This is a genomic window from Pseudomonas urmiensis (assembly GCF_014268815.2).
Lineage (GTDB): Bacteria > Pseudomonadota > Gammaproteobacteria > Pseudomonadales > Pseudomonadaceae > Aquipseudomonas > Aquipseudomonas urmiensis.
The window spans coordinates 3,765,895-3,789,380 of the sequence record NZ_JABWRE020000001.1 but is presented as its reverse complement, the minus strand read 5'-3'; the positions used below and the strand labels follow the sequence as shown (position 1 = coordinate 3,789,380).

Genomic DNA, 23,486 nt, shown 5'->3' with positions numbered 1-23,486 from the left:
GCGGCGTCCTTCAGCTCCGGCACAACCCTACAGATCGGCCAAGGGGTGGCGCCCTTCCCAGACTTTGGCGAAATGCGCCGCCACCACCGCTGTGGGCACCTGCGCCACATCTGGCCAGTGCCAGCGCGGTTGGTTGTCCTTGTCGATCAGTCGCGCGCGCACGCCTTCGCTAAACTCCGGGTGCCGGCAGCAATTAAGGCTCATCGCATATTCCATCTGGAACACTTGCGCCAACGACAGGTGCCGGGCCCGCTGAATCTGCTCCCAGACCAGGTGTGCAGTGAGCGGGCAGCCTGCATGCAGACGTTGCCCAGCGCTGGCCAACAATGGGTCGCTATGCTGCTGCAGCCCAGCCAGCGCCCGCCAGGCAGCTACCGGATCGGCGACATCGAGCAACTCGTCAATCAACGCCCTGCGTGGTAACCACTGTGCTTGCGGCAGTTCGACGCTGGCACGGTGCTGTTCACACTTGAGCAGGCTGTTCAATTGCAGGTTGGTTTGCTCTTGCCAGTTCAGTTGCAGCAGCTCCTCGATCAACGCGTCCTGCTGGTGCTCGCCAAAGAAACGATCCGCCAGGCCCAGATCGAGCGCATCACGCGCGTTGATCGGCGCCCCGGTCAGCCCCAGGAACAACCCCAGCTTGCCGGGCAGGCGGCTGAGGAACCAGCTGGCGCCCACATCGGGGTACAAGCCAATACTGATTTCCGGCATGGCCAACCGGCTGCTGGGGGTGACGATACGCACCCCCGCGCCTTGCAGCAGGCCCATGCCACCGCCGAGCACATGCCCATGCCCCCAGCACAATAGCGGTTTAGGGTAGGTGTGCAGGCGATAATCCAGGCGGTATTCAGCGGCAAAGAAGGTCGCCGCCAGCGGCGGGACGCTACCGGGATGCTCACGGCATGCATCGACCAGCGCGCGCACGTCGCCGCCAGCGCAAAAGGCCTTGCTGCCACTGCCACGCAGCAGCACGCAGACGATTCCCGGGTCACTGGCCCAAACGCGCAGTTGCTCGTCGAGCACCTCGATCATCGGCAGGCCCAATGCGTTGAGCGCCTTGGGTGCATCCAGGGTGGCGATACCGATCCGGGCGCCATCGACGCCGGTGAGTACCTCGCTTGTAATGGACATGGACTACCTCGCACAAGTCATCCGCCAAGTATGGCCTGCTGAGCAGATCGCGCTGGTCGTCGGTCGGATCGATTGACAAGCCAGGGCAGCTTTCCTAGTGTCGCGCCACTTTGCTTTTGGACAGCCCCATGACCGACGACGACCGCATCAAGCTCGAACCCAGCTGGAAGGAGGCGCTACGCGCTGAATTCGACCAGCCCTACATGCACCAGCTGCGCGAATTCCTCCGTCAGGAGTACGCCGCTGGCAAGGAGATCTATCCGCCGGGTCCGCTGATTTTCAATGCGCTGAATTCGACGCCGCTGAACCAGGTCAAAGTGGTCATTCTCGGCCAGGACCCGTACCACGGCCCGGGGCAGGCCCACGGTTTGTGTTTCTCGGTGCAGCCGGGCATTGCTACGCCGCCTTCGCTGGTCAACATCTACAAAGAACTGCAGCGTGATTTGAACCTGCCCATTCCTAATCATGGCTATCTGCAGAGCTGGGCCGATCAGGGCGTGTTGTTGCTCAACACCACCATGACCGTAGAGCGCGCCAATGCCGCTTCGCATGCGAAAAAAGGTTGGGAGTTGTTTACTGATCGAATCATTCAGTTGGTCAGCGAGCAGTGCCCCAACGTGGTGTTTCTGCTGTGGGGCGCCCATGCCCAGAGCAAGCAAAAGCTGATCGACGGCACCAAGCACCTGGTGCTCAAGTCGGTGCATCCATCGCCGCTGTCGGCCTATCGTGGGTTCTTTGGCTGTGGCCATTTCAGTCGGGCTAATGGCTTTTTGCAGCAGCATGGCATGAGCCCGATCGATTGGGCGCTGCGGCCGCTTTGAAGGTAACTACCTAGCATTTTTGTCAGTTTCGCCCTGGCTGCGTTGCGCGCTAGATTTCACCCAGCAAATCCGCAAGCCGAACTTTGCAGGCCTGCACCAGAGGGGTGTTTCATGACGCAGCCGCTACCAAGTACCAGGGCCGGCACCACGGATCTTCCTGAACCGAACCTGCCCGCAGTGCTTGCATTGCTTGCCGATGAAAACGGTGCCTTCACCGTACCGCTCACCGCGCAGGGCGCTGCGTTGGAGATGCAAGTGCTCGGTTGGGCAGATTACGAAGCTAGCTATGCACAGTTGGTGAGTGAGGGTTACACCGATCCGCAGATGATCTTTCGTTGCTTGTGGGAAGGCGCGGCAGTCGCAGAGTTTCCAGTAAAAATGGAGCCCCGCGCGGTAGATTTCTTTCCGGTGCAGTTGCAGATGCCCGCACACTTGCTCAACCGTGAAGGCGTGTGGTCGGTTGGCTACTCGGCCGAAGTGGAGGTCATCGGCAATCCGAGCACGTCTTCTTCCATACAGATTCGTATTGATCGAACAGCACCCAACTTCGGCAATCCTGCACCCTTGCGTAACGATAACGTGAGACTGGTTGACCCTACCTATCTCGCCAACAATGCTCAGCAAGCGATCTTTTTCCTCGATCGCTGGGTCGATATACGCTTGGGCGACCGTGCCTTGTTATTTGTTATCCCTCAAGGGCAAGCGGCGACACCCGAAACGCCTACCGTGGAAGTCGAAGTCACGCCTGAGAACATCAATCTGCAGCCGTTTCCTATCGCTGTCCCGGCCGGGTTATTACGTGATGGGCAGTTCCGAGTGGTCAGCAAGTTGCTTGACCGTTCGGGCAACGTCGGTCGTGAATCGACCTCGCGGGACGTCGAGATACGTTTGACTGTCGGCCCAGTGCTGCCTGCTCCAGTCGTACCGTTAGCTAGCGATGGTTTGATCGATCTGCAGGAGGCGCGTGGGTTGGTAACTGTTGAAGTCCCGCAAATCACCCAGGCGCTCGCCGGCGATAGCATTCAGGTCTATTGGAATGATCGCCCGCTTGCGCTATGGCCAGTACCTGCTACCCCGCAGTGGCCTGCCACTGTGATCGTGCCCTGGGCGACGATCACCGCCGATGGTTTCGTTGGCCCAGTGCTGCGGTCAGTGCGCTATGAGCTGGTGCAAAATGCGGGAAGGTCGCCTTCACCTGTCATCCAGGTGAACGTCGATTTGCGCGTGGCAGGGCCTGATCCGCAGGGGCCCGGAGAGGTCAACACACAGCTTGCTCCCGTGGTGGTGAGGGGGCGCACGGCGGATAACGTCCTCGGGCTTGCGGATGTCGCTCTGGCCGTCATGGTCGATGTTGAGCTTTACCCAAGCCCCCGCGCCGGTGAGGTGCTTGAGCTGCATTGGGGGAACTTGCCACAGGTGGTTGCTACTTACCTGGTGAGCGGTAATGAACCGCCGCGACAGAGGGTTACCTTTTCCCCGGTGCCTTACGAGGTGATCAGGCAAGGCGGTGATGGCCCTGCCGTGCAGGTGTTCTACCGAACGGCGATAGGCGGCAACCGACAACGAGCCAACCCGACGTCGGTCAGAGTTGACACGGCACAACTGACTCGATTGACGGTGACCAGACCACGACTGACGCCTTTCCAACCCATTCTCAACTGTGCCACGCAACCCTGGCTAGGCATAACGATGACCGTTGCGCAGCACGCGGACATTCAGGTGAGAGACCGTCTGGAGCTGCGTTGGCAGTTGTTCCGCACGCAGAGTGATGGGGTGGCTTCCCAGCCGCTTATGCCAGCCCCGGAATATCTTGCGCCAATAGTGGTCACCCAGGCGGGTGCGCAGACCTTGCAGATGAACGAGTTCAATAGGCTGATCTTTGATGTGTTCGCCGCAGCCGGGAGGGTTTACACGGGCTACGCGAGGATCGGCTATCGGTTGACCAAGCCAGATGGCCGAACCGTTGAAGCGCCACTGTCCTGGGTGCCCATCGATCTCCAGCGAGCAAGCTTTGTGGTCTGTACCCCAACGGGTGATGTGAGGGTTTAACACTGCTTGGCAGTTAGCAATTTAGTGTCGACCTAAGTTACAGACGTTTCATGACATGCAGTAGCACCTATCGATATCTGCTCAGACCAGCAGAGGAGGGCGGATGGCCATGTCAGAAAGATAATTACAGTGTTCAAAGAAGATGAGTAGTTGTAGTAGAGCGTTCAGTGGTAGGGATAATTACACTCCGGCTAGTAGATTAGGGATAGAGACAATGACTATTCAAGAGAAAGACTCCAGCGATAATGGCACACTGGTGATCATTGAATCAGGCGATTTTGTTGCGCCGATCGGACAGGTGCAGAAGGACCTGTCGCTCAGTGTGAATGAGCGTACTCTGGCCGAGCAGCGACTAGAAGCTGAAGAAATGTCAGCGCGTCGAAAAGAAGCCAATGACAAGCTATTGACGTCGAGTACAAAACCTAAAGCGCGGACCCGGCTCGCAGCCGGTACGGATGCGCCAGCGGACATTTCTATTCTTGCGGCCGCGGCTTTTACCCTCAGCAATATCTTGCCAGATGTTGATGATGCACGTCAAAATACCGTTCCCGCCGCGGCGTGGGAAGATGCCGATAGTAGCGGAAATAGCTTAATCACCATTACCGTGCCGCGTTGGGCATCCACGGTATCGGACACGGAAGCTCCGGATTATGCCGGCACTAATGACGTTATTTACTTCGGGCGGCAGGACCGAAATAATCCGGCCAACAATATTCGCTACGGAGATTTTTTATTCAGTACGCCATTTGAACTCACCACGGCTACCAGTCCTACCGAGTACACGTTCACGCTTACTCCAGATTTCATCCGCTGGCTTGACCCGGATCGGCTCAACAACATTTTTTACATTGTCACTAACGAAATTGTCTTAAACGATGCGATGTCGCCCCTACAGCCGTTGTTCGTAGATGCGACTCCGCCGTCCTTTCGCTCAACACCGGGTCCGCTAGGTATCCCGACAACCCCTGCCGGCATCACCGCACCGGTCGTGCTAACCAGAGCGCTACTCGAGAGCAATCAGCTCATTGAGTTTCCTGTACCACTGGCCACTGGCGCCTGGCCAGGTGATCGAATTGTGGTCAGGGCCGGTGGGGTTATCGTGCATGAGGCCGTGATGTGGCCAATTGATGACCAGGCTCAACCCCTGCCCCTTCCCGCTCCTGCTCCTAACGCTACTGTGGCCATTCCCTCCATTGCGCTTCTTGCGCTGGGAGAGGGGCCCAAGGAATTGGAATATGAGCTGATCGATCGTGCTGGTTGGGGATCGGGTCGTTCCCAGTCTCTGCAGGTCACCCTGCGGCTGGATGCTGTACCTGGGGTATTGCCTGCGCCAGTCATTACCGCTGCGCGCGTGGATCGCGTGATTGCCCGCACGGGGCTGCCTATTCGGGTGCCGGATATTACCAATGCACAGCCCGGCGACCTGATCGAAATGCGCCTGATCCGTCCCATTGCTGCCAACCCCCCAGGAGATACCGGTAATGTCGTGACACTGCCGACGTTCACATACGGTAGTAACCCTCGCACCGTCATCGCCAGTTGGGATGATCTGGCAGTGCCTAGATTAGGCGGTCAGTCCTTCTATGATCTGAATGTGGAATATACCTTGCGCCGAGGGACCGCCGATCTCGGTATCTCGCCTCGCGCCATCGTGCCTTTGGATCTGCGCACGGTGGGTCCAGTACCGATTGACCAAGGCCCTGTGAATACAGCGCTTACGCCAGTTGTTGTACGGGGTCCTGCTTCACAGACCGACAACTTGATCGATAGTCGTGATACAGGCCAGGATGGCGTCATCACGTTTACCTACTATGAAGGACTGGCTGCCGGTCATGTGGTCAGGTTCTTCTACGATGGTGGCACGGCAGCTGATCAAGTCGCTGAACTTGAACTGGTGGGCAACGAGACTGTAGGAACCACGGTTACCGTGGCGTTGCCGGAAGCTGTGATCACGGCGCGCGGCAATGGGCGCAAGCCTATCTACTATGAAGTGTATGCAGATGACACAGCGGCCAACGCGAATAACTTCCAGCGTTCGCCGACTACCGATGTCAGGGTTCAATTCGTTACCTTGGCGCTAACGTCGTTCATTAGATATACCGCTGTTGCCGACACTCGCGTAGCTAACGGGCAGGTCATACAGCAGCAGAACCGTCGGCCAGGTTCGCCCGTTACCCAAACCGGTATCATTAACTGCGGGGCGCAGCCGTGGCTTGGTATCAATCTTGAAATTATCGAGCCCACTTTAGTTGTCGGTGACATCGTTACGATTACCCTGACCTACTCCAGTAATGCTCTGGGTACTGCCTTGGTCAATCAACACTACACCTTCGATCATGATGTCACTCAAGCTGACGTGAATGATCGCCGCCTGCTTCACAGCGTGCCGTATAGCCAGATCATGTTCTACAACGTCGGCAGTGGACCAACGCCGGCACTTGCCAGCGGTAGTTTCGTCAGCAGTTTCACCGTGACTAAAGCTGACGGAGGCTTCGGTAGTACCGCTGACTGCCTTGTTCGGTACAGCAGACTGCAGACCAATACAGTCTGTGGGCCTGCCCTCTAAGTGTTGAAACTGCCGCGGTGGTTGTGATGGCCACCGCGGCGCTAGTTTTCGTGATTAGAGACAATTCTTGTAGGAAAGAACTCATACGGTTGTTGAGTTTTCCTACAGAAAAGGGCCATCCAAAAGAATAAATTGCCGGCGCTTATTCATTGGAGCGCGCGACAGTCGCGCCTTCTGTACATCTCATGCCCGAAATTGGAGCTCGAAGATGCGAAACTGCCGAACTCGCCCGGAAAAACAAATTGCCTTGTCCCTCGCTGGTGTTATCAGTTTACTGACATTGGCTGCCAGCCCCCTGCATGCACGGGATCTAACTGGGCAGAGCCTGACTATTGATGCGACCACTGCTCTGGATACCTACAACTTGAGTGCCGCTTCGGTATTGACCGTCGATGGGGCGCAGACAGGGGCAATACAATCCTCTCAATCTACATTGAACATTCTCAGCGGCACGACGACGGCGCCGACCGTTAGCGCTATCAGACTTGTGGACAGTCAAGCGACTATTGGCAACGCCACCATCACCTCGACCAATCTCACCGGGGTCTTGTTGGGGCGGTTGAACATCGGCTCTACTGCCCGTATAACCGACAGTCAGATTAGTGGCGGTTTTGCCGGCGCACAGGCGTCCGCCCGTAGTCAGCTGATCATCCAGCGTTCGCAGGTTACGGCAACCACCCCCGCCGGGGTGGGGCTGCGACTGCTCGGAGGCAGTGCCGATGTCAGTGCTAACAGTGTCATCACTGGCCAAACCGCAGGCATCCGTCTGGCGCAAGAGAGTCCGACAGTCAACGTGCCAGCACTCACGCTGGATAATTCCCACGTGGTAGGCGTAAATGGCCCGGCAATAGCGGCGGGAGGGGGCACAGAGGCCACCTTGCAAGTGAGCAATGGCTCGACGTTGACCGGTAACAATGGCGTCGCACTTAACCTGGAGCGTACCAGTAACCTTGCCGCTGTAGTGGAAGACTCTCGGCTGGTAGGCGGCGTCACGGTTGCTGAGCAAGCCCTCGGCGACCTGCTTTTCGACAATTCACAGATCGATGGCCATCTTCAGATCGCGGGGACGCTCGATGCGTCACTCGATCAGTCGACGCTCAACGGCAATCTGAATGTCAGCGAACTGGGCGATGCCTCCGCTAGGTTCACTGACACCGCGGCCATGAACGGCAACATTGATTCTGCCGGTGCTGCAGTGGTGAGTTTCGAACAGTCGAACATGACCGGTAACGCTGTGGTTACCGATACCGGTACGCTGAATTTGTCATTCAGCGAAGGCAGTATGACCGGCAATATCGAGTCTGCTGGCAATGCCACGGCCACCTTCAATCAATCGACCCTGACCGGCGATGCCGTTGCTGCTACCGGTGGTACGCTCAACCTGACCATGACCGATGGGCGCATGGACGGCAACATCGACTCCGCTGGTAGCGCAACGGTTGACCTCGCGCGAACTGCGTTGATGGGCAACGCCACAGTCGCCAACGGCGGCACGCTTGGCATGACTGTGAACGGTGGCAGCATGACTGGCGATATCGAGTCTGCCGGCACGGCCTCGGCTACGTTCAATCAAGCGACGCTGAGCGGCAATGCCCTTGCCGCTACCGGTGGTACGCTCAATATGACCATGACTGATGGGCGCATGGACGGCAACATCGACTCCGCTGGCAGTGCAACGGTCGACCTCACGCGAACGGCCTTGACCGGTAATGCCACGGTCTTCAACGGCGGCACGCTTGGCATGAGCTTGAACGGCGGCAGCATGGCTGGCGATATCGAGTCTGCCGGCACTGCCACAGCTACCTTCAATCAAGCGACGCTTACCGGCGATGCCGTGGCCGCAACCGGCGGTACACTCAACCTGAACATGACTGATGGACGCATGAACGGCAACATCGAGTCTGCCGGTACTGTCACAGCGAACCTCAGCCAATCAGCACTGACCGGCAACGCGATCGTCACTGACGCCGGCACCCTTGATCTGACCCTAAACGGCGGCAGCATGGCCGGCGATATTCAGTCGGCAGGCGCTGCTACCAGCACCTTCAATCAAGCGACGTTGACCGGTAATGCCGTGGTCGCCGATGCAGGCAAGCTCGATCTGTCCTTCAACGGCGGCGCCATGCAGGGCAACATCGATTCGGCCGGCAGCACTACTGCGACCTTCAACCAGGCGGCGTTGACGGGCAATGGCACGGTTACCAACACCGGCTCGCTCAGCCTTGCGCTGGACCAGGGCCAGATGACCGGTAACGTCACCGCCGCCTCCGGCGCAATGGCCGACGTCAGCTTGTTCAATAACTCGACCTTGCTGGGTACGCTGAACAACGTGCGCAACGCTAACGTTGCCAGCGGCTCGAACTGGACCCTGAACGGAAACAGCAGCGTCGGTGACCTGGCCTTGAATGGCGGTCAAGTGACCTTCGGCGACACCCCAAGTTTCCATGAGCTGACGGTGAACAACCTGTCCGGCAACGGCACGTTCGTCATGGGCAGTGATTTTGTCAGCGGTGAAACCGATCAACTGATCGTTACTGGCAGCTCCAGTGGCAATCACGGCTTGCTGGTCGCCAGCAGCGGCAATGAGGCCACCGTGGAGTCGATGCGCCTAGTGCAAACGCAAGATGGTGCAGCCCAGTTCCACCTGCTCAACGACCGCGACCGAGTGGATGTAGGCGCCTACTCCTATGAAATGACCAAGGATGAAAACAACGACTGGGTACTCAACCGCGAGACCCGCACCATCTCGCCGATGACCCGTTCGGTGATGGCCCTGTTCAATACCCCGATCACGGTGGCCTATGGTGAGCTGAGCTCGCTGCGCAGCCGCATGGGTGAGCTGCGCTACAGCGAAGGCCGCGATGCCGGCTTGTGGATGCGCGCCTATGGCAACAAGTACAATGTCAGCGGCGCGTCATCGGGCGCTGGCTATCAGCAAAACCAACATGGCTTGAGCCTGGGCGCCGACATGCAGGTGGCCGAGACCGACTGGCTGGTGGGTGTGCTGGGTGGTACCAGTCGCTCGGACCTGAACCTCGACTATGGCACTTCGGGCCGGGTCGACAGCTACTACCTGGGCGGTTACGCCACCTGGCTGGACCGTGAGACCGGTTACTACGTCGACACCGTGGTCAAGTACAACCGCTACCAGAACAACGCCAAGGTTGGCTTGAGCGACTCGACCCGGACCAAGGGCGACTACGACACCCACGGCCTGAGTGGCTCGGTTGAGGCCGGTAAGCACATCAAGCTCAACGATGGCTACTTCATCGAGCCCTTTGCCCAGGTGGCCACAGCCGTGGTAGCTGGCAAGGACTACAGCTTCGACAACGGTCTGCGCGCCGAAGGTGATACTGCCAGGTCGCTGCTGGGCAAGGTTGGTACCACTGTCGGCAAGACTATCCCGCTCGATGGCGGCGGCATGCTCCAGCCTTACGTCAAGGCCGCTTTCGCCCACGAGTTCGTCAAGCGCAACGAAGTACAGGTGAACAACAACGTGTTCAACAATGACCTGTCCGGTTCTCGTGCTGAGCTGGGGGCGGGGGTGTCGCTGGCGCTGTCCAAGCAGTTCCGTGTGCATGCGGATGTGGAGTACAGCAATGGTAAGCACATCGAGCAGCCTTACGGGGTGAACCTGGGTGTGCGCTACGATTTCTGATAAGCGCGGTTAGAGAAAAGGAAGCTTCGGCTTCCTTTTTTATTGGGTGTCGATTCTTGGGATTAACTTGGGCAGAAGCCCTTTTCCTAGCAGTTCTGCCAGTTTCGATCCACGTAGCGTAACGGCGCAGTGGGAAGATCTGGCAGTACCCCTGCTTCTCGGCCAGTCCTCATACACGCTGCATGTTGAATACGTATGGTATCGAGACGGTACGCCACGTGGGACTTCACCGCGTGCGGTCGTGCCACTCGATCTTCGCACAGTGGGCCCAGTACCCGTTGATCGAGGACCGGTCAGCCCCAGCCTTACCCCAGTTTCAGTTCGCGGTCGTATTTCGCCAACGGTTAATGAAATTACCGAGCGCGATGCGGCTGGCGGTGCAAATGCTGATATTACTTTCACCTTCTACCAAGGGCAGGCGGCCGGTCACTTCGTAAGGTTCTTCTACGACGGGGTGGAGTTGCTCGCGGCACAAGTGCGTACACTGGTCGGCACTGAAACCCCAGGCGGCACTGCTGTCGTGACGCTGCCCAATGCAACCTTGCTGGCGCAAGGTAATGGGCAGAAGCAGATTTTTATGAAATCTATCCTGATGCCACTGCGACCAATGCAGGCAACTTTCAACGCTCACCCGTAACCACTATAAGGGTCAACATCAGTGCGTTCGTGAGGTACGTTGCTATTCTCAACAATCAATTACAAAACCAACGCCCAGGTACTGCTGCGTCACGGTGATTCGCTCCGAGCCCTGCGTTGTAAGGTACAGCCGGGTGGTGCGAGAAGGCGTTATATGTTCCTGAGTATTAAACCCGTTACTTTTGGCGGCTGGCATTCCAACGCCGAAACAACGGCTCCGCCAAAAACAGCACGAACAGCAAACGCATAACCTGCATCGCTGTCACCAGCGGCACCGACAGTTGCAAGGTCTCGGCCGTCAGGCTCATCTCGGCGATGCCGCCAGGCATCATGCCCAGCGTCAGTGAGCGCAAGTCCAGATGGGTAAGGCTGCTCAGCGCCCAGGCGGCGCTGGCGGCAATCAGCATGCTCAATGCGCTGGCAACCAAAGTACGACCCAAAAACGAGGGGGCACGGCGAAAGAACGCCCGGTTGAAATGGCAGGCCAGGCCGCTGCCGATCAACCACTGGCCAATCTGGCTGGCGCCATTGGGCAGGGCGATTTGCAGGTTGCCGGCAAGGCTCACGCAGGCCGCCACCAACAATGGCCCGAACAGCCAGGGGTTGGGCTGGCGCAGGCGCTGCCAACCCAGGGCGACCAGCACGGCCAGCGGTGCGATCAACGCCAGCCAGCCCCAGCTAACACTGTTGGCGTGATTCAGCGGCACGCCGTCGCCGACCAGAAATTTGAACAGCGCTGGAACGCACAAAACCACCGCCAGCACCCGCAGGCTTTGCGCCGCAGCTACTTGGCTGAGTACCGCGCCATTGCGCGCGCCGAGGTTGACCATCTCTCCCGAACCGCCCGGCATGCTGGCGAAGAATGCCGTAGCGCGGTCCTCGCCAGTGCGCCGCAGCAGCCACACGCCGATCACGCTCGACACTGTAGTGAACAGCGCGCCAAACACGATCAACATGAAATGCCCAGCCACCTGTTCGATCACCGCCGGGGTGAAGTGCAGGCCAATGCCGACGCCAATGATCCACTGGCCGCATTTGCGCCCGTTGGGGATCTCCGTCAGTTGCCAGGGCGTCAGGCAGCGCACCAGGATGATCGCCAGTAACGAGCCGACCATCCATGGCAAAGGCCAGCCGACCAGGCTGGCGAGATACCCGCCCGCCAGCCCGACCAGCCCGGTGGCCCAGAACAGCGGCAACGACCGATCAGGCATCCGCCACGGCCCGACGTTGCAGGCTGCGGCGGCGCCAGATGCGCAGCAGCGGCAGGCTCAGCATGCAAATGGTCAGCACCCACACGCCCATGCTGATCGGGCTCGACCAGAGAATGCCCAGCTCACCGTTGGAGATCGACAAGGCGCGACGCAGGTTCTGCTCCATCAAGCCGCCGAGAATGAAGCCGAGCAGGATCGGCGACAGCGGGAAGTCCAGCTTGCGCAGGATGTAGCCCATGATGCCGATGCCGACCATCAGGAACAGGTCGAAGGTAGTGGCATGCACGGCGTATACGCCGATCGCGGTGATGATGGCGATCACCGGCACCAGCGCCCAGTTCGGCACGGCGAGGATGCGGGTGAAGATGCGGATCATCGGGATGTTGAGGATCACCAGCATGATGTTGGCGATGAACAACGACGCGATCAGGCCCCAGACGATGTCCGGCTGCTGTTCGAACAGCATCGGGCCTGGGGTGATGTTGTACAGGGTCAGCGCGCCGATCATCACCGCTGTGGTGCCCGAGCCGGGAACCCCGAGGGTCAGCATGGGTACCAGGGCGCCGCAGCAGGAGGCGCCAATGGCGGTTTCCGGGGCCGCCAGGCCACGGGCATCGCCCTTGCCGAAATTACCCTTGGCGCCAGCGATCTTTTTCTCGGTCATGTAGGCAACCGCGCTGGCCAGGGTCGCGCCGGCACCCGGCAACACACCCATGATGAAGCCAAGCAGGCCGCAGCGGATGTTGACCACAAACACCGAAGCCGCTTCCTTGAAGTTGAACAGCATGCGTCCGGTGGCCTTGACCGCTTGGTGGCCATGGTGGGTTTTTTCCAGCAGCAGAAGGATCTCGCTGATGGAGAACAAACCAAGCACCAGGACCACGAACTGAATGCCGTCGGCCAGGTGCACGCTGTCACCGGTGAAGCGGTACACACCGCTGTTGGCGTCGATGCCGACCGCCGACAGGAACAGGCCGATCAGGGCGGCGATAAAGGTCTTCAGCGGTTTGTCGCCGGCCATGCCGCCGAGGGCGACGATGGCAAACACCATCAACACGAAGTATTCCGCCGGGCCAAAAGCGATCGCCCATTTCGCCAGCAGCGGCGCGAACAGGACCATGCCGCAGGTGGCAATGAAGGCGCCGATGAACGAACTCCAGGCCGACAGCGACAAGGCCACCCCAGCCAGGCCCTGGCGGGCCATCGGGTAGCCGTCGAGGGTAGTCATCACGGTGGAGGCTTCACCGGGGATGTTCAGCAGGATCGAGCTGATGCGTCCGCCGTATTCGCAGCCCAGGTACACCGCCGCCAGCAGGATCAGCGCCGACTCTGGTGGCAGGCCGAGGGCAAAGGCAATCGGGATCAGCAACGCCACGCCATTGATTGGCCCCAGGCCCGGCAGCAGGCCGACCACGGTGCCGATCAGGGTGCCGGTCAGGGCGGTAACCAGGTTGTAAGGGCTCAGGGCGACGCCGAAGCCCTGGCCCAGGTAGCTCAAGGTATCCATGTGTCAGTTCTCCAGAACGTCAAGCAGGCCAAGGGGCAGGGGCACGTCCATCACGCGGTCGAACAGCCAGTACAGGAACAGGCTCATGCCCACCACGACGATCGCGCTGTGCAGCCAGCGGCCGCCATACAGACGGGCCATCGGCACGCCGACCAGGATCGCGCTGAGCACGAAGCCCAGGGCCTCGAAGGTGCTGGCGAAGACGATCAGCAGGCCCACGCAGGCGGTGATCTTGAGCAGGGTTTCGCGGTCCAGTGGTGGCTCGTCGTCCTTGTGCACGATGGGCGTGGGGCGAATGGCCAGGTACAACAGGCCCAGGCTCATCAGGCCGAGCATCAGCAAGGGATAGGCGCGTGGGCCTACCGGTTCATAGGAAAACGCGGCCTGGTAAGGCCAGGCCATCACTGCCAGGGCGGCGCAGAGCGCCAGCAGAATGAGGGCGAACAGGCGTTGCAGGATCATCAAGGAATCCTCGATACGGGTATTCGGGCACGGTGCCGGCCTTTTGGGCGGGTTGCTGCTGAGGTTCTGGAGCCGCTGTGCGGCTCTTCGCGGGCAAGCCCGCTCCCACAGGGACCGCGTCGGTCTGAAGAACTGTGGGAGCGGGCTGGCCCGCGAAGGGCTGCATAGCAGCCCCAAAGCGGCCAACACCAGTCTTAAGCAAGGGCACCCAGCAGGTTCACTTACTGGATCAACCCAAATTCCCGGGCTAGCGCCTTGTAGTCAGCAACCTGCTTCTTCACATAGCCATCGAGCTCTTCACCGGTCATGGCGAACGGGAACAGCTCACGCTGGTCACGCAGCTTGGCGAACTCTTCGGATTTGAGCAGCGTGTCGAACGAGGCTTTCCACCAGGCGTAGTCCTCATCGCTGACCTTTGGCCCCAGGTAGAAGCCGCGTACCACCGGCCAGACAATGTCGTAGCCCTGTTCCTTGGCGGTGGGGATGTCCTTCATCTCGGGCTCGTCCAGGCGGTTCTCGGAGAACACCGCAAGGATGCGCATGTTGCCGCTCTGGATATGCGGCATGGAGTCGGAAATGTCAGTGGAGCCGACCTGAATGTGTCCGCCGAGCAGTGCGGTGGCGATTTCGCCGCCGCCTTCCAGGGCTACGTAACGCAAGTCGCGCGGGTTGATTCCGGCAGCCTTGGCGATCAGCGCGGTCTGCATCCAGTCCTGGCTACCGACGGTGCCGCCGGAGCCGATCACCACTTTGCTCGGATCTTTCTTCAAGGCCGCGACCAAATCGTCGAGGTTCTTGTAGGGCGAATCGTTTTTCACCGCAATGGCGCCATAGCTGGTGCCTACCGCCGCCAGCCATTTCACCGCGTTCTCGTCGAAGCGGCCGAACTTGCCTTGGGCCAGGTTGAGCAACGAGCCACTGGACCAGGCCACCAGGGTGCCGGCATCGCCCGGGCGCTGGGCGACTACGGCGTTGTAGGCCACCGCGCCGACACCGCCAGGCATGTAGGTGACGCGCATCGGTTTGCTGAGGATCTTCTCGTTGACCAGGGCGCTTTGCACCAGCTTGCAGGTCAGGTCGAAGCCGCCGCCAGGGGAGGCCGGGGCAATACATTCGGGGCGTTTCGGTTCAGCGGCCAGGGCGTTGCCGGCGAGCAGCAGGCAGCCAGTGGCGAGGACGAGGCGGCGCAGTGAAAAGGTCATCGTCTATCTCCGTGAGCATTGTTGTTATTGGGTTACCACAGCGCCACGCTGTAGCTCACCAGCAGCCGCACTTCGTCGGCGTCGCGGGCAAAATTGGAGCGGAAGGTGGCGTTTCGCAGGCGCACGGCGACGTTTTTCAACGGGCCGCTTTGTACCACGTACTTGAACTCGGTGTTGCGTTCCCACTCCTTGCCCTCGCTGCCATCGGCGCGGCTGACGTTGTCGCCGCTGATGTAACGGGTCATGAAGGTCAGGCCGGGAATGCCTAAGGAGGCGAAGTTGTAGTCGTAGCGCAGTTGCCAGGAGTGCTCGTCAGCCCCGGCGAAGTCGTTGATCTGGACGAAGTTGACCAGGTACGGGTCGGCGCCATCGACATAGGGGAAGGCGCTGTCGCCGGACAAATGCTGGTAGGCGCCGCTGACCTTGTGCCCGCCCAGGGCGTAGCTGAGCATGCCGTTGGCGGTGGTGTTGTCGATCTTGCCGGCACGGGCCTGGCCTTGGTCGTCGCTGATCGCCAGGCGCAGGTCGGCGCCGAAAGTGCCCGGGCCCCAGGGCTGGGTGGCGACCATGCCGACGAAGTGCTGGCGATAGATATCGTCGAGTTGGGCGACGTGGTAGCTGCCGGTGATGCGCTCGCTGAACTTATAGTCAAGGCCGGCCAGGTCGTAGTTGTCGGCGGCGAAGGTGCCACCGAAACGGCCGTTCTTGTTGTTGAGGGCGATGTCTTCCCAGTTGGTGTCGTTGCGGTCCTTGGCTTTTTCCAGGCGCCCACCGGTGATGGTCAGGTTGCTGATCTCGTTGGAGGTCAGCAGGCCGCCCTGGAAGGTTTGCGGCAGGATGCGGCCATCGTTGGGCTGCAGGGTGGGCAGTTCAGGAATCAGCGAGCCGACCTTCAGCTCGGTCTTCGATACCTTGACCTTGCCGGTCAGGCCCAGCTTGGAGTACTCGTCTGCAGCCTTGCCGTCATCATGGGTCGGCAGCAGGCCGGTGTCGGTGCGGTCTTTACTGGAGTCGAGCTTGACGCCGACCATCCCCAGCGCGTCCAGGCCAAAACCGACGGTGCCTTCGGTGTAGCCGGACTCGAAGTTGAGCATGAAGCCCTGCGCCCACTCGTCGCGCTTGGACTGCTGGCTGCTGGTGCCGTCACGGAAGTCGCGATTGAAGTACATGTTGCGGGTTTCGAAGGTGGCGCTGCTGTCTTCGAAGAATGCGGCCTGGCTGACAGGAGCGACACTGGCAAGCGCAAAGGCGCTGGCGAGGGCAGACGGACGGGTGCGAAGGGAACGGGTGGGCGCGAACGCCTGCGGCTGTGCTTGCAGCATCGAGGATGACTCCGTTTATTGTTCTTATCGGTTTGCACCTTGCTGGTGCTTATAGTCGGCGCATGGAGCGACCGTGGTGCGATGCTAGGTAACCAACCTTTCGCTAACCTTTCAGGGTGAAAGGAAACGCTCGGGGGCTTCACAGTCTCGATGACGGCGGTACACTCCGCGCCACCCGACCTAACCAAGCAGGGAGAAAACCGATGCGAGTGCTGCTGGTCGAAGACCACCTGCAACTGGCCGAAAGCGTGGCCCAGGCGCTCAAGAGTCATGGGCTGACCGTGGACGTGTTGCACGACGGCATCGCCGCCGACCTGGCCTTGGCCAGCGAGGAGTACGCGGTGGCCGTGCTCGACGTCGGCTTGCCGCGCATGGACGGCTTCGAGGTGCTGGCCCGCCTGCGCGCGCGCGGCAAAACCCTGCCGGTGCTGATGCTCACCGCGCGCAGTGACGTCAAGGATCGGGTCCATGGGCTGAACCTGGGCGCTGACGACTACCTGGCCAAGCCATTCGAGCTCACCGAGCTTGAGGCGCGGGTCAAGGCGCTGCTGCGCCGCAGTGTGTTGGGCGGCGAGCGCCAACAACGTTGCGGCCCGCTGGTGTACGACCTGGATACCCGCCGCTTCAGCTTGGGTGAAGAGCACCTGGCGCTGACGTCGCGTGAGCAGGGTGTGCTCGAAGCGCTGATCGCCCGGCCGGGTCGGGTGATGAGCAAAGAACAGGTGGCCGCCCAGGTGTTCGGTCTGGATGAGGACGCCAGCCCCGACGCCATAGAAATCTACATCCACCGCCTGCGCAAGAAGCTCGATGGCCATCCGGTGGCGATCGTGACCTTCCGTGGCCTTGGCTATCTGCTCGAGCACCGCGATGCGTGACAGCACCAGCCTGCGCGGACGCCTGCTGGCCAACCTGGCGTTGTTGCTGGTGGTGCTGATGCTGGCCAGCGGCCTGAGCGCCTACTGGAACGGTCGCGAGGCCGCCGACACCGCCTATGACCGAACCTTGCTGGCCTCGGCGCGGACCATTGCCGCGGGCCTGTCGCAGCGTGACGGCACCTTGAGCGCTGATGTGCCCTACGTGGCATTGGACACCTTCGCCTACGACAGCGCCGGACGCATCTACTACCAAGTGTTGGATATTCACCAGCGGCTGATCTCCGGTTACGAGAACCTGCCGCCACCGCCACCCGGTACGCCACGCACGGACGACTATCCAGCCCTGGCGCGCTTCTACAACGCCACCTATCTGGGCCAGGACGTGCGCGTGGTCAGTTTGCTCAAGCCGGTCAGCGAGCCGAACATGAATGGCATGGCCGAGATTCGGGTGGCCGAGACCGAAGAGGCGCGGGTGAGCATGGCGCGCGGGTTGATGGCCGACACCCTGCTGCGCCTGGGGATGCTGGCGCTGGGGGCATTGGTGATGGTCTGGTTTGCCATCAGCGCCGCGCTGCGCCCGCTGGAGCGCTTGCGCACGGCGGTGGAAGAACGTCAGCCTGATGACCTGCGAGCGTTGCCGGTGGTCCAGGTGCAGCGCGAGCTAGGTCCGCTGGTGCGGGCGCTCAACCACTTTACCGAGCGTCTGCGCGGCCAGTTCGAACGTCAGGCACAATTTATCGCCGATGCCGCCCATGAGTTGCGAACGCCCTTGGCGGCGCTCAAGGCGCGGGTCGAATTGGGTCTGCGCTCGCACGAGCCGCAGGAATGGCGCCAGACCCTGGAGTCTGCCGCACAAGGCACTGACCGGCTGACCCACTTGGCCAACCAGTTGTTATCCCTGGCGCGGGTGGAGAATGGCGCGCGGGCGATTGCCGAGGGCGGTGCCCAGCGCTTGGACCTGAGTCAGTTGGCGCGCGACTTGGGTATGGCCATGGCGCCGCTGGCCCATGCCCGGGGTGTGTCTCTGGCGCTGGAGGCCGAGTCGCCTGTGTGGCTCAGGGGTGAGCCAACCCTGCTCAACGAACTGTTGAGCAATCTGGTCGACAACGCCCTGGCCCATACACCTGCAGGTGGCAACGTGATCCTGCGGGTGCTGGCGCCGGCGGTTCTTGAAGTCGAAGACGATGGCCCGGGGATTCCCGAGGACGAGCGCGAGCGGGTGTTTGAGCGCTTCTATCGGCGCAGCGCGCAGGGCAGTGGCCTGGGCTTGGCGATCGTTGGCGAGATCTGCCGTGCGCATTTGGCGCAGATCAGTTTGCACGATGGCCAGAATGGCGGCTTGAAGGTGCGGGTGAGCTTCATCGCCGACTAGATGCGACACGCTCCCACGAGCCAACTCTGCGGCGTTAGCGCAACATACTCCGCGCCTCAAGCAGATCCGCCACATCCAGCTCGGTCCCATAAGGCAGTCCCAGGTGCCGATAAGCGGGCAGGGCGGCCAGGGGGCGGCTGCGGCCGCGTTGGCTCAGGCAGCGGGCGATCTGCACGATGTCGATGTAGTCGACCTTGTCCGTGCGCCGGTCCAGGTCCTGAACTTCGCTCGGCAGCTTGACCAACTGCTCGGGAAACTCCCAGGCGCTGAGAATCTTGTCGCCCAAGGCGGGTTGAATCTGCTCGATCACGTAATGCAGGCAGACCGGGTCCGACAACAGCTCATTGTGCTCTTCGGCGTAGATCAATACCGGCAATGCGCCGATCTGATGCACTAAGCCGCCAAGGGTGGCCTGGTCAGGCTTGAGCTGGGTGTAGCGCCGACTCAGCTCATAGCTGATGCCTGCCACTTCCAGGCTATTGGCCCAGATATCACGCAGCTTCTGTTCCACCGCCGGTGAGCGGGCATGGAAGATCTGCTCGATCACCAGGCCAATGGCCAGGTTGCAGCTGTAGTTGATGCCCAGGCGGGTAATCGCGGTGTGCAGGTCGGTGACCTCGACGGCGGCGCGCAACAGGGGGCTGTTGACCACCTTGATCAGGCGCGCCGACAGCGCGGCGTCGCGGCCGATCACCTTGCTCAACGCGGCCACGCTGATTTCGCTGTCCTCGGCGGCCTCGCGGATGCTCAGGGCGACTTCCGGCAGGGTCGGCAAGACCAGGTCATCGTTGTCGATGGCTGCGAGCAACTGCGCTTGAACCATCTCGGCCAGCTTGTTCATGGATTTCTCTACCGCAATGGGGCGGCCCCGCTTGTGGGCGGGGCGGGCTGGTCAGCGTTGGATTTCCCGGTCGCGGTCCAGTTCGTAAGGCAGGCTCAGCAGGGTCAGGCGTGGGCCTTCTGGGCTGCCCAGGTGCAGGTTGTCGTCCTCTACCGAATCGGCGGTCAGCACTGCCAGCAGTTCGCAACCAGCGTGGGCGTGGGCGGCAATCACCACTTCGCCGACCGAGGAGCTGTGAGTGGGCGAAAACACTTCGGTGCCGGGCGCAGGGATCTCATCCTGGGCCAGGGCCAGGCGATACTGGCGGCGCTTGAGCTTGCCCAGGTACTGCATGCGGGCGACGATTTCCTGGCCGGTGTAGCAGCCTTTCTTGAAGCTCACGCCGCCGACAGCCTGCAGGTTGATCATCTGCGGGATGAACAGCTCGCGGGTCTGCTCCATCACCTGGCCGATACCGGCGCGGATCTGGCCCAGCAGCCAATCGTTGAGGCTGCCTTCGGGCAAGCTGGCGGCGAGTCGTTCGCGCACGGCGGCGGCTTGTTCGGCAGGAGCCCAGAGCTCCACACGTCCAGGCGAGACAGCAACAGCGATCAAGCCCTCATGACGAATGGTAGCGCCAGCATCGCCAGGCGCTGCCAGACCCAAGGCGTGCAGGGCCGCGTCGCCTTGTTCAAGACCAAAGCGAACCCAGGCCGCGCTTTCGTCGGTCAGGCTGGCCTTGGAGAACACCGCGTACTTTTTCAAGTCAGCAAGCTGCGCCTCGAGCAGGCCGCTGGCCATCGCCAGCAAAAAGCCGTTGCCCTCGGGCAGGATGCGGAAGCTCGACTGCATGCGGCCCTTGACCATGCACCGAGCGCCAAGGCTCGATTGCTCCTGGCTCAGGTAGTTGAGGTTGCAGGTCAATTGGCCTTGCAGGAATTTGCCCGCGTCGGAGCCGCGGACGGCGAGAATGCCCTCGTGGGACAGGGGGCAGAAGAAAGCAGAGTCGGCCATGGGTCATCGCGGTTACTAAAGACTGGCGGCCATCATAGAACGCCGGTAACAAAATAGGTAGGTGACTAGACCAACGCCTTGTGCCGCTGGCTTCGCCGCGCTGTATACTGGCCGGCCATTCGAGGAGGGCCCCATGGTCGAACAAACTGAACTCAACCGGCTTTTCTGGCACAGCCGCCGCGGCATGCTGGAACTGGACGTGCTGCTGGTGCCATTCACCCAGGAGGTCTATCCCACGCTGAGCGAAGTGGACCGCGAGCTGTATGTTCGCCTGCTCTCCTGCGAAGATCAGGACATGTTCGGCTGGTTCATGGAGCGCACCGAATCGGAAGATCCAGAGCTGCAACGCATGGTTCGCATCATCTTGGACCGTGTCCAGCCCAAGTGAACACTTCGAATGCCGTTGGCAGGGCTCGCGCCTGTTGCTGACGGCGTATCTGGCATGTCAGGCGCTGGCGCTCATGGCCCTCTGGCTGAGTGCGCTGCCCTGGTGGCTGACAATAGTGGTTTTGTTGATCGGCATTGCCCACGCTCGTTGGGCCATTCCCCGGCGAATTCTTCTGACGCACCCCGAGGCCATCACCGGTCTACGCCGCGATCCGCAGGGTTGGCGGCTGTTCAGCCGTGCTCATGGCTGGCAGCCTGTGCGGTTACTGCCTGACAGTATTGCCTTGCCGCGCCTAGTGGTGTTGCGTTTCGTGCGCGAAGGACGGCGTATCAGTCAAAGTCAGTGCATCCCCAAAGACGCGCTGGGGGTGGATCAGCATCGGCGCTTACGCCTGCGGCTGAAGTTCAGCCGCAGACGTTGGGCGCCGATAGCCAGCAGATAACGTGGCGTGTCTTGCTTCAGCGTGGGTCCAGAACAGTGTCACGCGCTTCAGGCAGCATTCCTGGATAGTCCAGGGTGTAATGCAATCCCCGGCTTTCCTTGCGCTGCATGGCCGAACGAATCATCAGCTCCGCAACTTGTGCCAGGTTGCGCAACTCGATCAAATCGCGGCTGACCTTGTAGTTGCTGTAGAACTCATCGATCTCATCGAGCAGCAACCGCACCCGGTGCTCCGCCCGCTGTAGGCGCTTGTTGGTGCGCACGATCCCCACATAGTCCCACATGAACCGGCGCAGCTCGTCCCAGTTGTGGGCAATGATCACATCTTCGTCCGAGTCGGTGACCTGGCTGGCATCCCAGCAGGGCAGGGCGGTCGGCATGCTGATCTGCTCAAGATGCGCCTCGATGTCTGCCGCAGCCGAGCGACCATAGACAAAGCACTCCAACAGCGAGTTGCTGGCCATGCGGTTGGCGCCGTGCAGGCCGGTAAAGCTGGTCTCGCCAATGGCGTACAGGCCCGGCACATCGGTATGACCGCGATCATCGACCATGACCCCGCCGCAGGTGTAATGGGCGGCCGGCACCACTGGGATGGGCTGGCGGGTAATGTCGATGCCGAAGGTCAGGCAGCGCTCATAGACTGTGGGGAAGTGGCTCTTGATGAAATCAGCCGGCTTGTGGGTGATGTCCAGATAGACGCAATCCACGCCCAGGCGCTTCATCTCGTGGTCGATCGCGCGGGCGACGATATCGCGTGGGGCCAGCTCTTCACGCGGGTCAAAGCGCGGCATGAAGCGTTCGCCATTGGGCAGTCGCAGCAGGGCGCCTTCTCCGCGCAGGGCCTCGGTTACCAGGAAGCTCTTGGCCTGTGGGTGGTACAGGCAGGTCGGATGAAACTGGTTGAACTCAAGGTTGGCCACCCGACAGCCGGCGCGCCAGGCCATGGCGATGCCATCGCCGCAGGCACCGTCGGGATTGCTGGTATACAGATAGACCTTGGCTGCGCCGCCCGTGGCCAGCACCGTGAAGCGTGCGCCAAAGGTGTCGACCTCGCCGGTATTGCGGTCAAGCACGTAGGCACCCAGGCAGCGTTGGCCATCCAGGCCCAGGCGCCGTTCGGTGATCAGGTCGACCGCCACCCGCTGTTCCAGCAAGGCAATGTTCGAGCGCTTGCGGGCTTGTTCCAGCAGGGTGGTGAAGATTGCCGCGCCAGTGGCGTCGGCGGCATGGATGATGCGTCGGTGGCTATGACCGCCTTCGCGGGTCAGGTGAAACTCGAAACCGCCGTCGTCGACGCTGGCATGCTCGTCGCGGGTGAAAGGCACGCCTTGCTCGATCAGCCACTCGATGGCTTCGCGGCTGTGCTCGACGGTGAAGCGCACGGCGTCTTCGTTGCACAGGCCGCCGCCGGCATTGAGCGTGTCCTCGACATGCGATTGCACGGTATCGGTGTCGTCCAGCACCGCTGCGACCCCACCCTGAGCCCAGAACGTCGAGCCATTGGCCAGGTCGCCCTTGCTCAAGATGGCAATGCGCAGGTGGCTGGGAAGGTTGAGGGCCAGGCTCAGGCCAGCTGCACCACTGCCGATCACCAGGACATCATGTTGGAATTGTTGGCTCATGTCGGGACACTAGTAATCTGGGGTAGGGGAACGGCACAATAGTCATGCGCAGATGGCATTGTGAAACTATCGTGAAACATAGCCGGGTTGCCTTTATAGCAGCCCCAGGCGCCTGATTTCCAATGGCGCTTGCGTAGCGATGGTGATCTTCGTGGGAACTTTCCGACATGCCGGGAAATCCTATGAAGGCTGCCCATACGCCACAAATGCCAAGGCGACGCAGGGCGGTAGCTCGATCCGGGCTGACACCTGCGTATTCGAGACCCGATTATCGACGCAGCCGGCCGTGACCGCGCTGTGTGTTTTTCGTGCGAGCCGACCAGAGGCCGCAGGAAACTTGCTTGGAGGGGAGAACTTTTGCGCAAAGCCCGAGTCTATGGTTGCAAGCC

18 protein-coding genes are annotated in these 23,486 nt (G+C 60.9%); 9 read left to right on the top strand and 9 right to left on the bottom strand.

The window, feature by feature from the left end; all coding sequences use genetic code 11:
* Positions 1-27: 27 nt before the first annotated feature.
* Complete coding sequence (dspII, locus tag HU737_RS17010; protein ID WP_186553983.1) at positions 28-1,131, bottom strand: enoyl-CoA hydratase/isomerase DspII; 1,104 nt, start codon at positions 1,129-1,131, stop codon at positions 28-30.
* A gap of 128 nt (positions 1,132-1,259) precedes the next feature.
* Here dspII and ung point away from each other — a divergent pair, with 128 nt between their 5' ends.
* From ung to HU737_RS16985, 5 genes are all read left to right on the top strand, one after another.
* Positions 1,260-1,952, top strand: a complete 693-nt coding sequence (gene ung, locus HU737_RS17005) for a uracil-DNA glycosylase (RefSeq protein ID WP_186553984.1) — start codon at positions 1,260-1,262, stop codon at positions 1,950-1,952.
* Between the two features lie 111 nt (positions 1,953-2,063).
* Positions 2,064-4,001, top strand: a complete 1,938-nt coding sequence (locus HU737_RS17000; protein WP_186553985.1) for a hypothetical protein — start codon at positions 2,064-2,066, stop codon at positions 3,999-4,001.
* 214 nt (positions 4,002-4,215) lie between these two features.
* Entirely contained in the window at positions 4,216-6,567 is a 2,352-nt protein-coding gene (locus HU737_RS16995; RefSeq protein ID WP_186553986.1) for a hypothetical protein, read from the top strand.
* A gap of 487 nt (positions 6,568-7,054) precedes the next feature.
* Entirely contained in the window at positions 7,055-10,225 is a 3,171-nt protein-coding gene (locus HU737_RS26445; RefSeq protein WP_217838536.1) for an autotransporter outer membrane beta-barrel domain-containing protein, read from the top strand.
* A gap of 241 nt (positions 10,226-10,466) precedes the next feature.
* On the top strand, positions 10,467-10,862 hold the full coding sequence (locus tag HU737_RS16985) for a hypothetical protein (RefSeq protein ID WP_186556148.1): 396 nt from the start codon (positions 10,467-10,469) through the stop codon (positions 10,860-10,862).
* Between the two features lie 175 nt (positions 10,863-11,037).
* Here the strand turns inward: HU737_RS16985 and HU737_RS16980 are convergent, their stop codons facing one another.
* The 5 genes from HU737_RS16980 to HU737_RS16960 form a co-directional block, all read right to left on the bottom strand.
* Complete coding sequence (locus tag HU737_RS16980; protein WP_186556149.1) at positions 11,038-12,072, bottom strand: AbrB family transcriptional regulator; 1,035 nt, start codon at positions 12,070-12,072, stop codon at positions 11,038-11,040.
* On the bottom strand, positions 12,065-13,579 hold the full coding sequence (locus tag HU737_RS16975; RefSeq protein WP_186556150.1) for a tripartite tricarboxylate transporter permease: 1,515 nt from the start codon (positions 13,577-13,579) through the stop codon (positions 12,065-12,067). Before HU737_RS16975 ends, HU737_RS16980 begins: the two co-directional genes overlap by 8 nt.
* A gap of 3 nt (positions 13,580-13,582) precedes the next feature.
* Complete coding sequence (locus HU737_RS16970) at positions 13,583-14,041, bottom strand: tripartite tricarboxylate transporter TctB family protein (RefSeq protein WP_186556151.1); 459 nt, start codon at positions 14,039-14,041, stop codon at positions 13,583-13,585.
* Positions 14,042-14,262: 221 nt separating this feature from the next.
* On the bottom strand, positions 14,263-15,243 hold the full coding sequence (locus HU737_RS16965; RefSeq protein ID WP_186556152.1) for a Bug family tripartite tricarboxylate transporter substrate binding protein: 981 nt from the start codon (positions 15,241-15,243) through the stop codon (positions 14,263-14,265).
* 32 nt (positions 15,244-15,275) lie between these two features.
* Positions 15,276-16,565, bottom strand: coding sequence for an OprD family porin (locus HU737_RS16960; protein WP_186556153.1), 1,290 nt, complete (start codon positions 16,563-16,565; stop codon positions 15,276-15,278).
* A gap of 203 nt (positions 16,566-16,768) precedes the next feature.
* Here HU737_RS16960 and HU737_RS16955 point away from each other — a divergent pair, with 203 nt between their 5' ends.
* Positions 16,769-17,440, top strand: a complete 672-nt coding sequence (locus HU737_RS16955; protein WP_186556154.1) for a response regulator — start codon at positions 16,769-16,771, stop codon at positions 17,438-17,440.
* Positions 17,433-18,812: a sensor histidine kinase gene (locus tag HU737_RS16950; RefSeq protein WP_186556155.1), complete on the top strand. Its 1,380-nt coding sequence runs from the start codon at positions 17,433-17,435 to the stop codon at positions 18,810-18,812. Before HU737_RS16955 ends, HU737_RS16950 begins: the two co-directional genes overlap by 8 nt.
* Positions 18,813-18,846: 34 nt before the next feature.
* Here the strand turns inward: HU737_RS16950 and HU737_RS16945 are convergent, their stop codons facing one another.
* Positions 18,847-19,653: an HDOD domain-containing protein gene (locus tag HU737_RS16945; RefSeq protein ID WP_186556156.1), complete on the bottom strand. Its 807-nt coding sequence runs from the start codon at positions 19,651-19,653 to the stop codon at positions 18,847-18,849.
* Positions 19,654-19,704: 51 nt separating this feature from the next.
* On the bottom strand, positions 19,705-20,646 hold the full coding sequence (gene ygfZ, locus HU737_RS16940; protein ID WP_186556157.1) for a CAF17-like 4Fe-4S cluster assembly/insertion protein YgfZ: 942 nt from the start codon (positions 20,644-20,646) through the stop codon (positions 19,705-19,707).
* Between the two features lie 133 nt (positions 20,647-20,779).
* Between ygfZ and HU737_RS16935 the strand changes: the two genes are divergently transcribed.
* Both HU737_RS16935 and HU737_RS16930 read left to right on the top strand, forming a co-directional pair.
* The gene (locus HU737_RS16935; protein ID WP_186556158.1) at positions 20,780-21,034 is read left to right on the top strand and encodes an FAD assembly factor SdhE; all 255 of its coding nucleotides are present in this window, start codon (positions 20,780-20,782) and stop codon (positions 21,032-21,034) included.
* Positions 21,018-21,476: a protein YgfX gene (locus HU737_RS16930; RefSeq protein WP_186556159.1), complete on the top strand. Its 459-nt coding sequence runs from the start codon at positions 21,018-21,020 to the stop codon at positions 21,474-21,476. The genes HU737_RS16935 and HU737_RS16930 overlap by 17 nt, the downstream gene beginning before the upstream one ends.
* A gap of 16 nt (positions 21,477-21,492) precedes the next feature.
* Here the strand turns inward: HU737_RS16930 and nadB are convergent, their stop codons facing one another.
* Positions 21,493-23,097, bottom strand: coding sequence for an L-aspartate oxidase (gene nadB / locus HU737_RS16925; RefSeq protein ID WP_186556160.1), 1,605 nt, complete (start codon positions 23,095-23,097; stop codon positions 21,493-21,495).
* Between the last annotated feature and the right edge of the window lie 389 nt (positions 23,098-23,486).

What these genes read in the sequence shown, in the direction of transcription:
- dspII (WP_186553983.1), bottom strand. Translation starts at nt 1,131, where the DNA reads ATGTCCATTACAAGCGAGGTACTCACCGGCGTCGATGGCGCCCGGATC.
- ung (WP_186553984.1), top strand. Translation starts at nt 1,260, where the DNA reads ATGACCGACGACGACCGCATCAAGCTCGAACCCAGCTGGAAGGAGGCG.
- HU737_RS17000 (WP_186553985.1), top strand. Translation starts at nt 2,064, where the DNA reads ATGACGCAGCCGCTACCAAGTACCAGGGCCGGCACCACGGATCTTCCT.
- HU737_RS16995 (WP_186553986.1), top strand. Translation starts at nt 4,216, where the DNA reads ATGACTATTCAAGAGAAAGACTCCAGCGATAATGGCACACTGGTGATC.
- HU737_RS16980 (WP_186556149.1), bottom strand. Translation starts at nt 12,072, where the DNA reads ATGCCTGATCGGTCGTTGCCGCTGTTCTGGGCCACCGGGCTGGTCGGG.
- HU737_RS16975 (WP_186556150.1), bottom strand. Translation starts at nt 13,579, where the DNA reads ATGGATACCTTGAGCTACCTGGGCCAGGGCTTCGGCGTCGCCCTGAGC.
- HU737_RS16970 (WP_186556151.1), bottom strand. Translation starts at nt 14,041, where the DNA reads ATGATCCTGCAACGCCTGTTCGCCCTCATTCTGCTGGCGCTCTGCGCC.
- HU737_RS16965 (WP_186556152.1), bottom strand. Translation starts at nt 15,243, where the DNA reads ATGACCTTTTCACTGCGCCGCCTCGTCCTCGCCACTGGCTGCCTGCTG.
- HU737_RS16960 (WP_186556153.1), bottom strand. Translation starts at nt 16,565, where the DNA reads ATGCTGCAAGCACAGCCGCAGGCGTTCGCGCCCACCCGTTCCCTTCGC.
- HU737_RS16955 (WP_186556154.1), top strand. Translation starts at nt 16,769, where the DNA reads ATGCGAGTGCTGCTGGTCGAAGACCACCTGCAACTGGCCGAAAGCGTG.
- HU737_RS16950 (WP_186556155.1), top strand. Translation starts at nt 17,433, where the DNA reads ATGCGTGACAGCACCAGCCTGCGCGGACGCCTGCTGGCCAACCTGGCG.
- HU737_RS16945 (WP_186556156.1), bottom strand. Translation starts at nt 19,653, where the DNA reads ATGAACAAGCTGGCCGAGATGGTTCAAGCGCAGTTGCTCGCAGCCATC.
- ygfZ (WP_186556157.1), bottom strand. Translation starts at nt 20,646, where the DNA reads ATGGCCGACTCTGCTTTCTTCTGCCCCCTGTCCCACGAGGGCATTCTC.
- HU737_RS16935 (WP_186556158.1), top strand. Translation starts at nt 20,780, where the DNA reads ATGGTCGAACAAACTGAACTCAACCGGCTTTTCTGGCACAGCCGCCGC.
- nadB (WP_186556160.1), bottom strand. Translation starts at nt 23,097, where the DNA reads ATGAGCCAACAATTCCAACATGATGTCCTGGTGATCGGCAGTGGTGCA.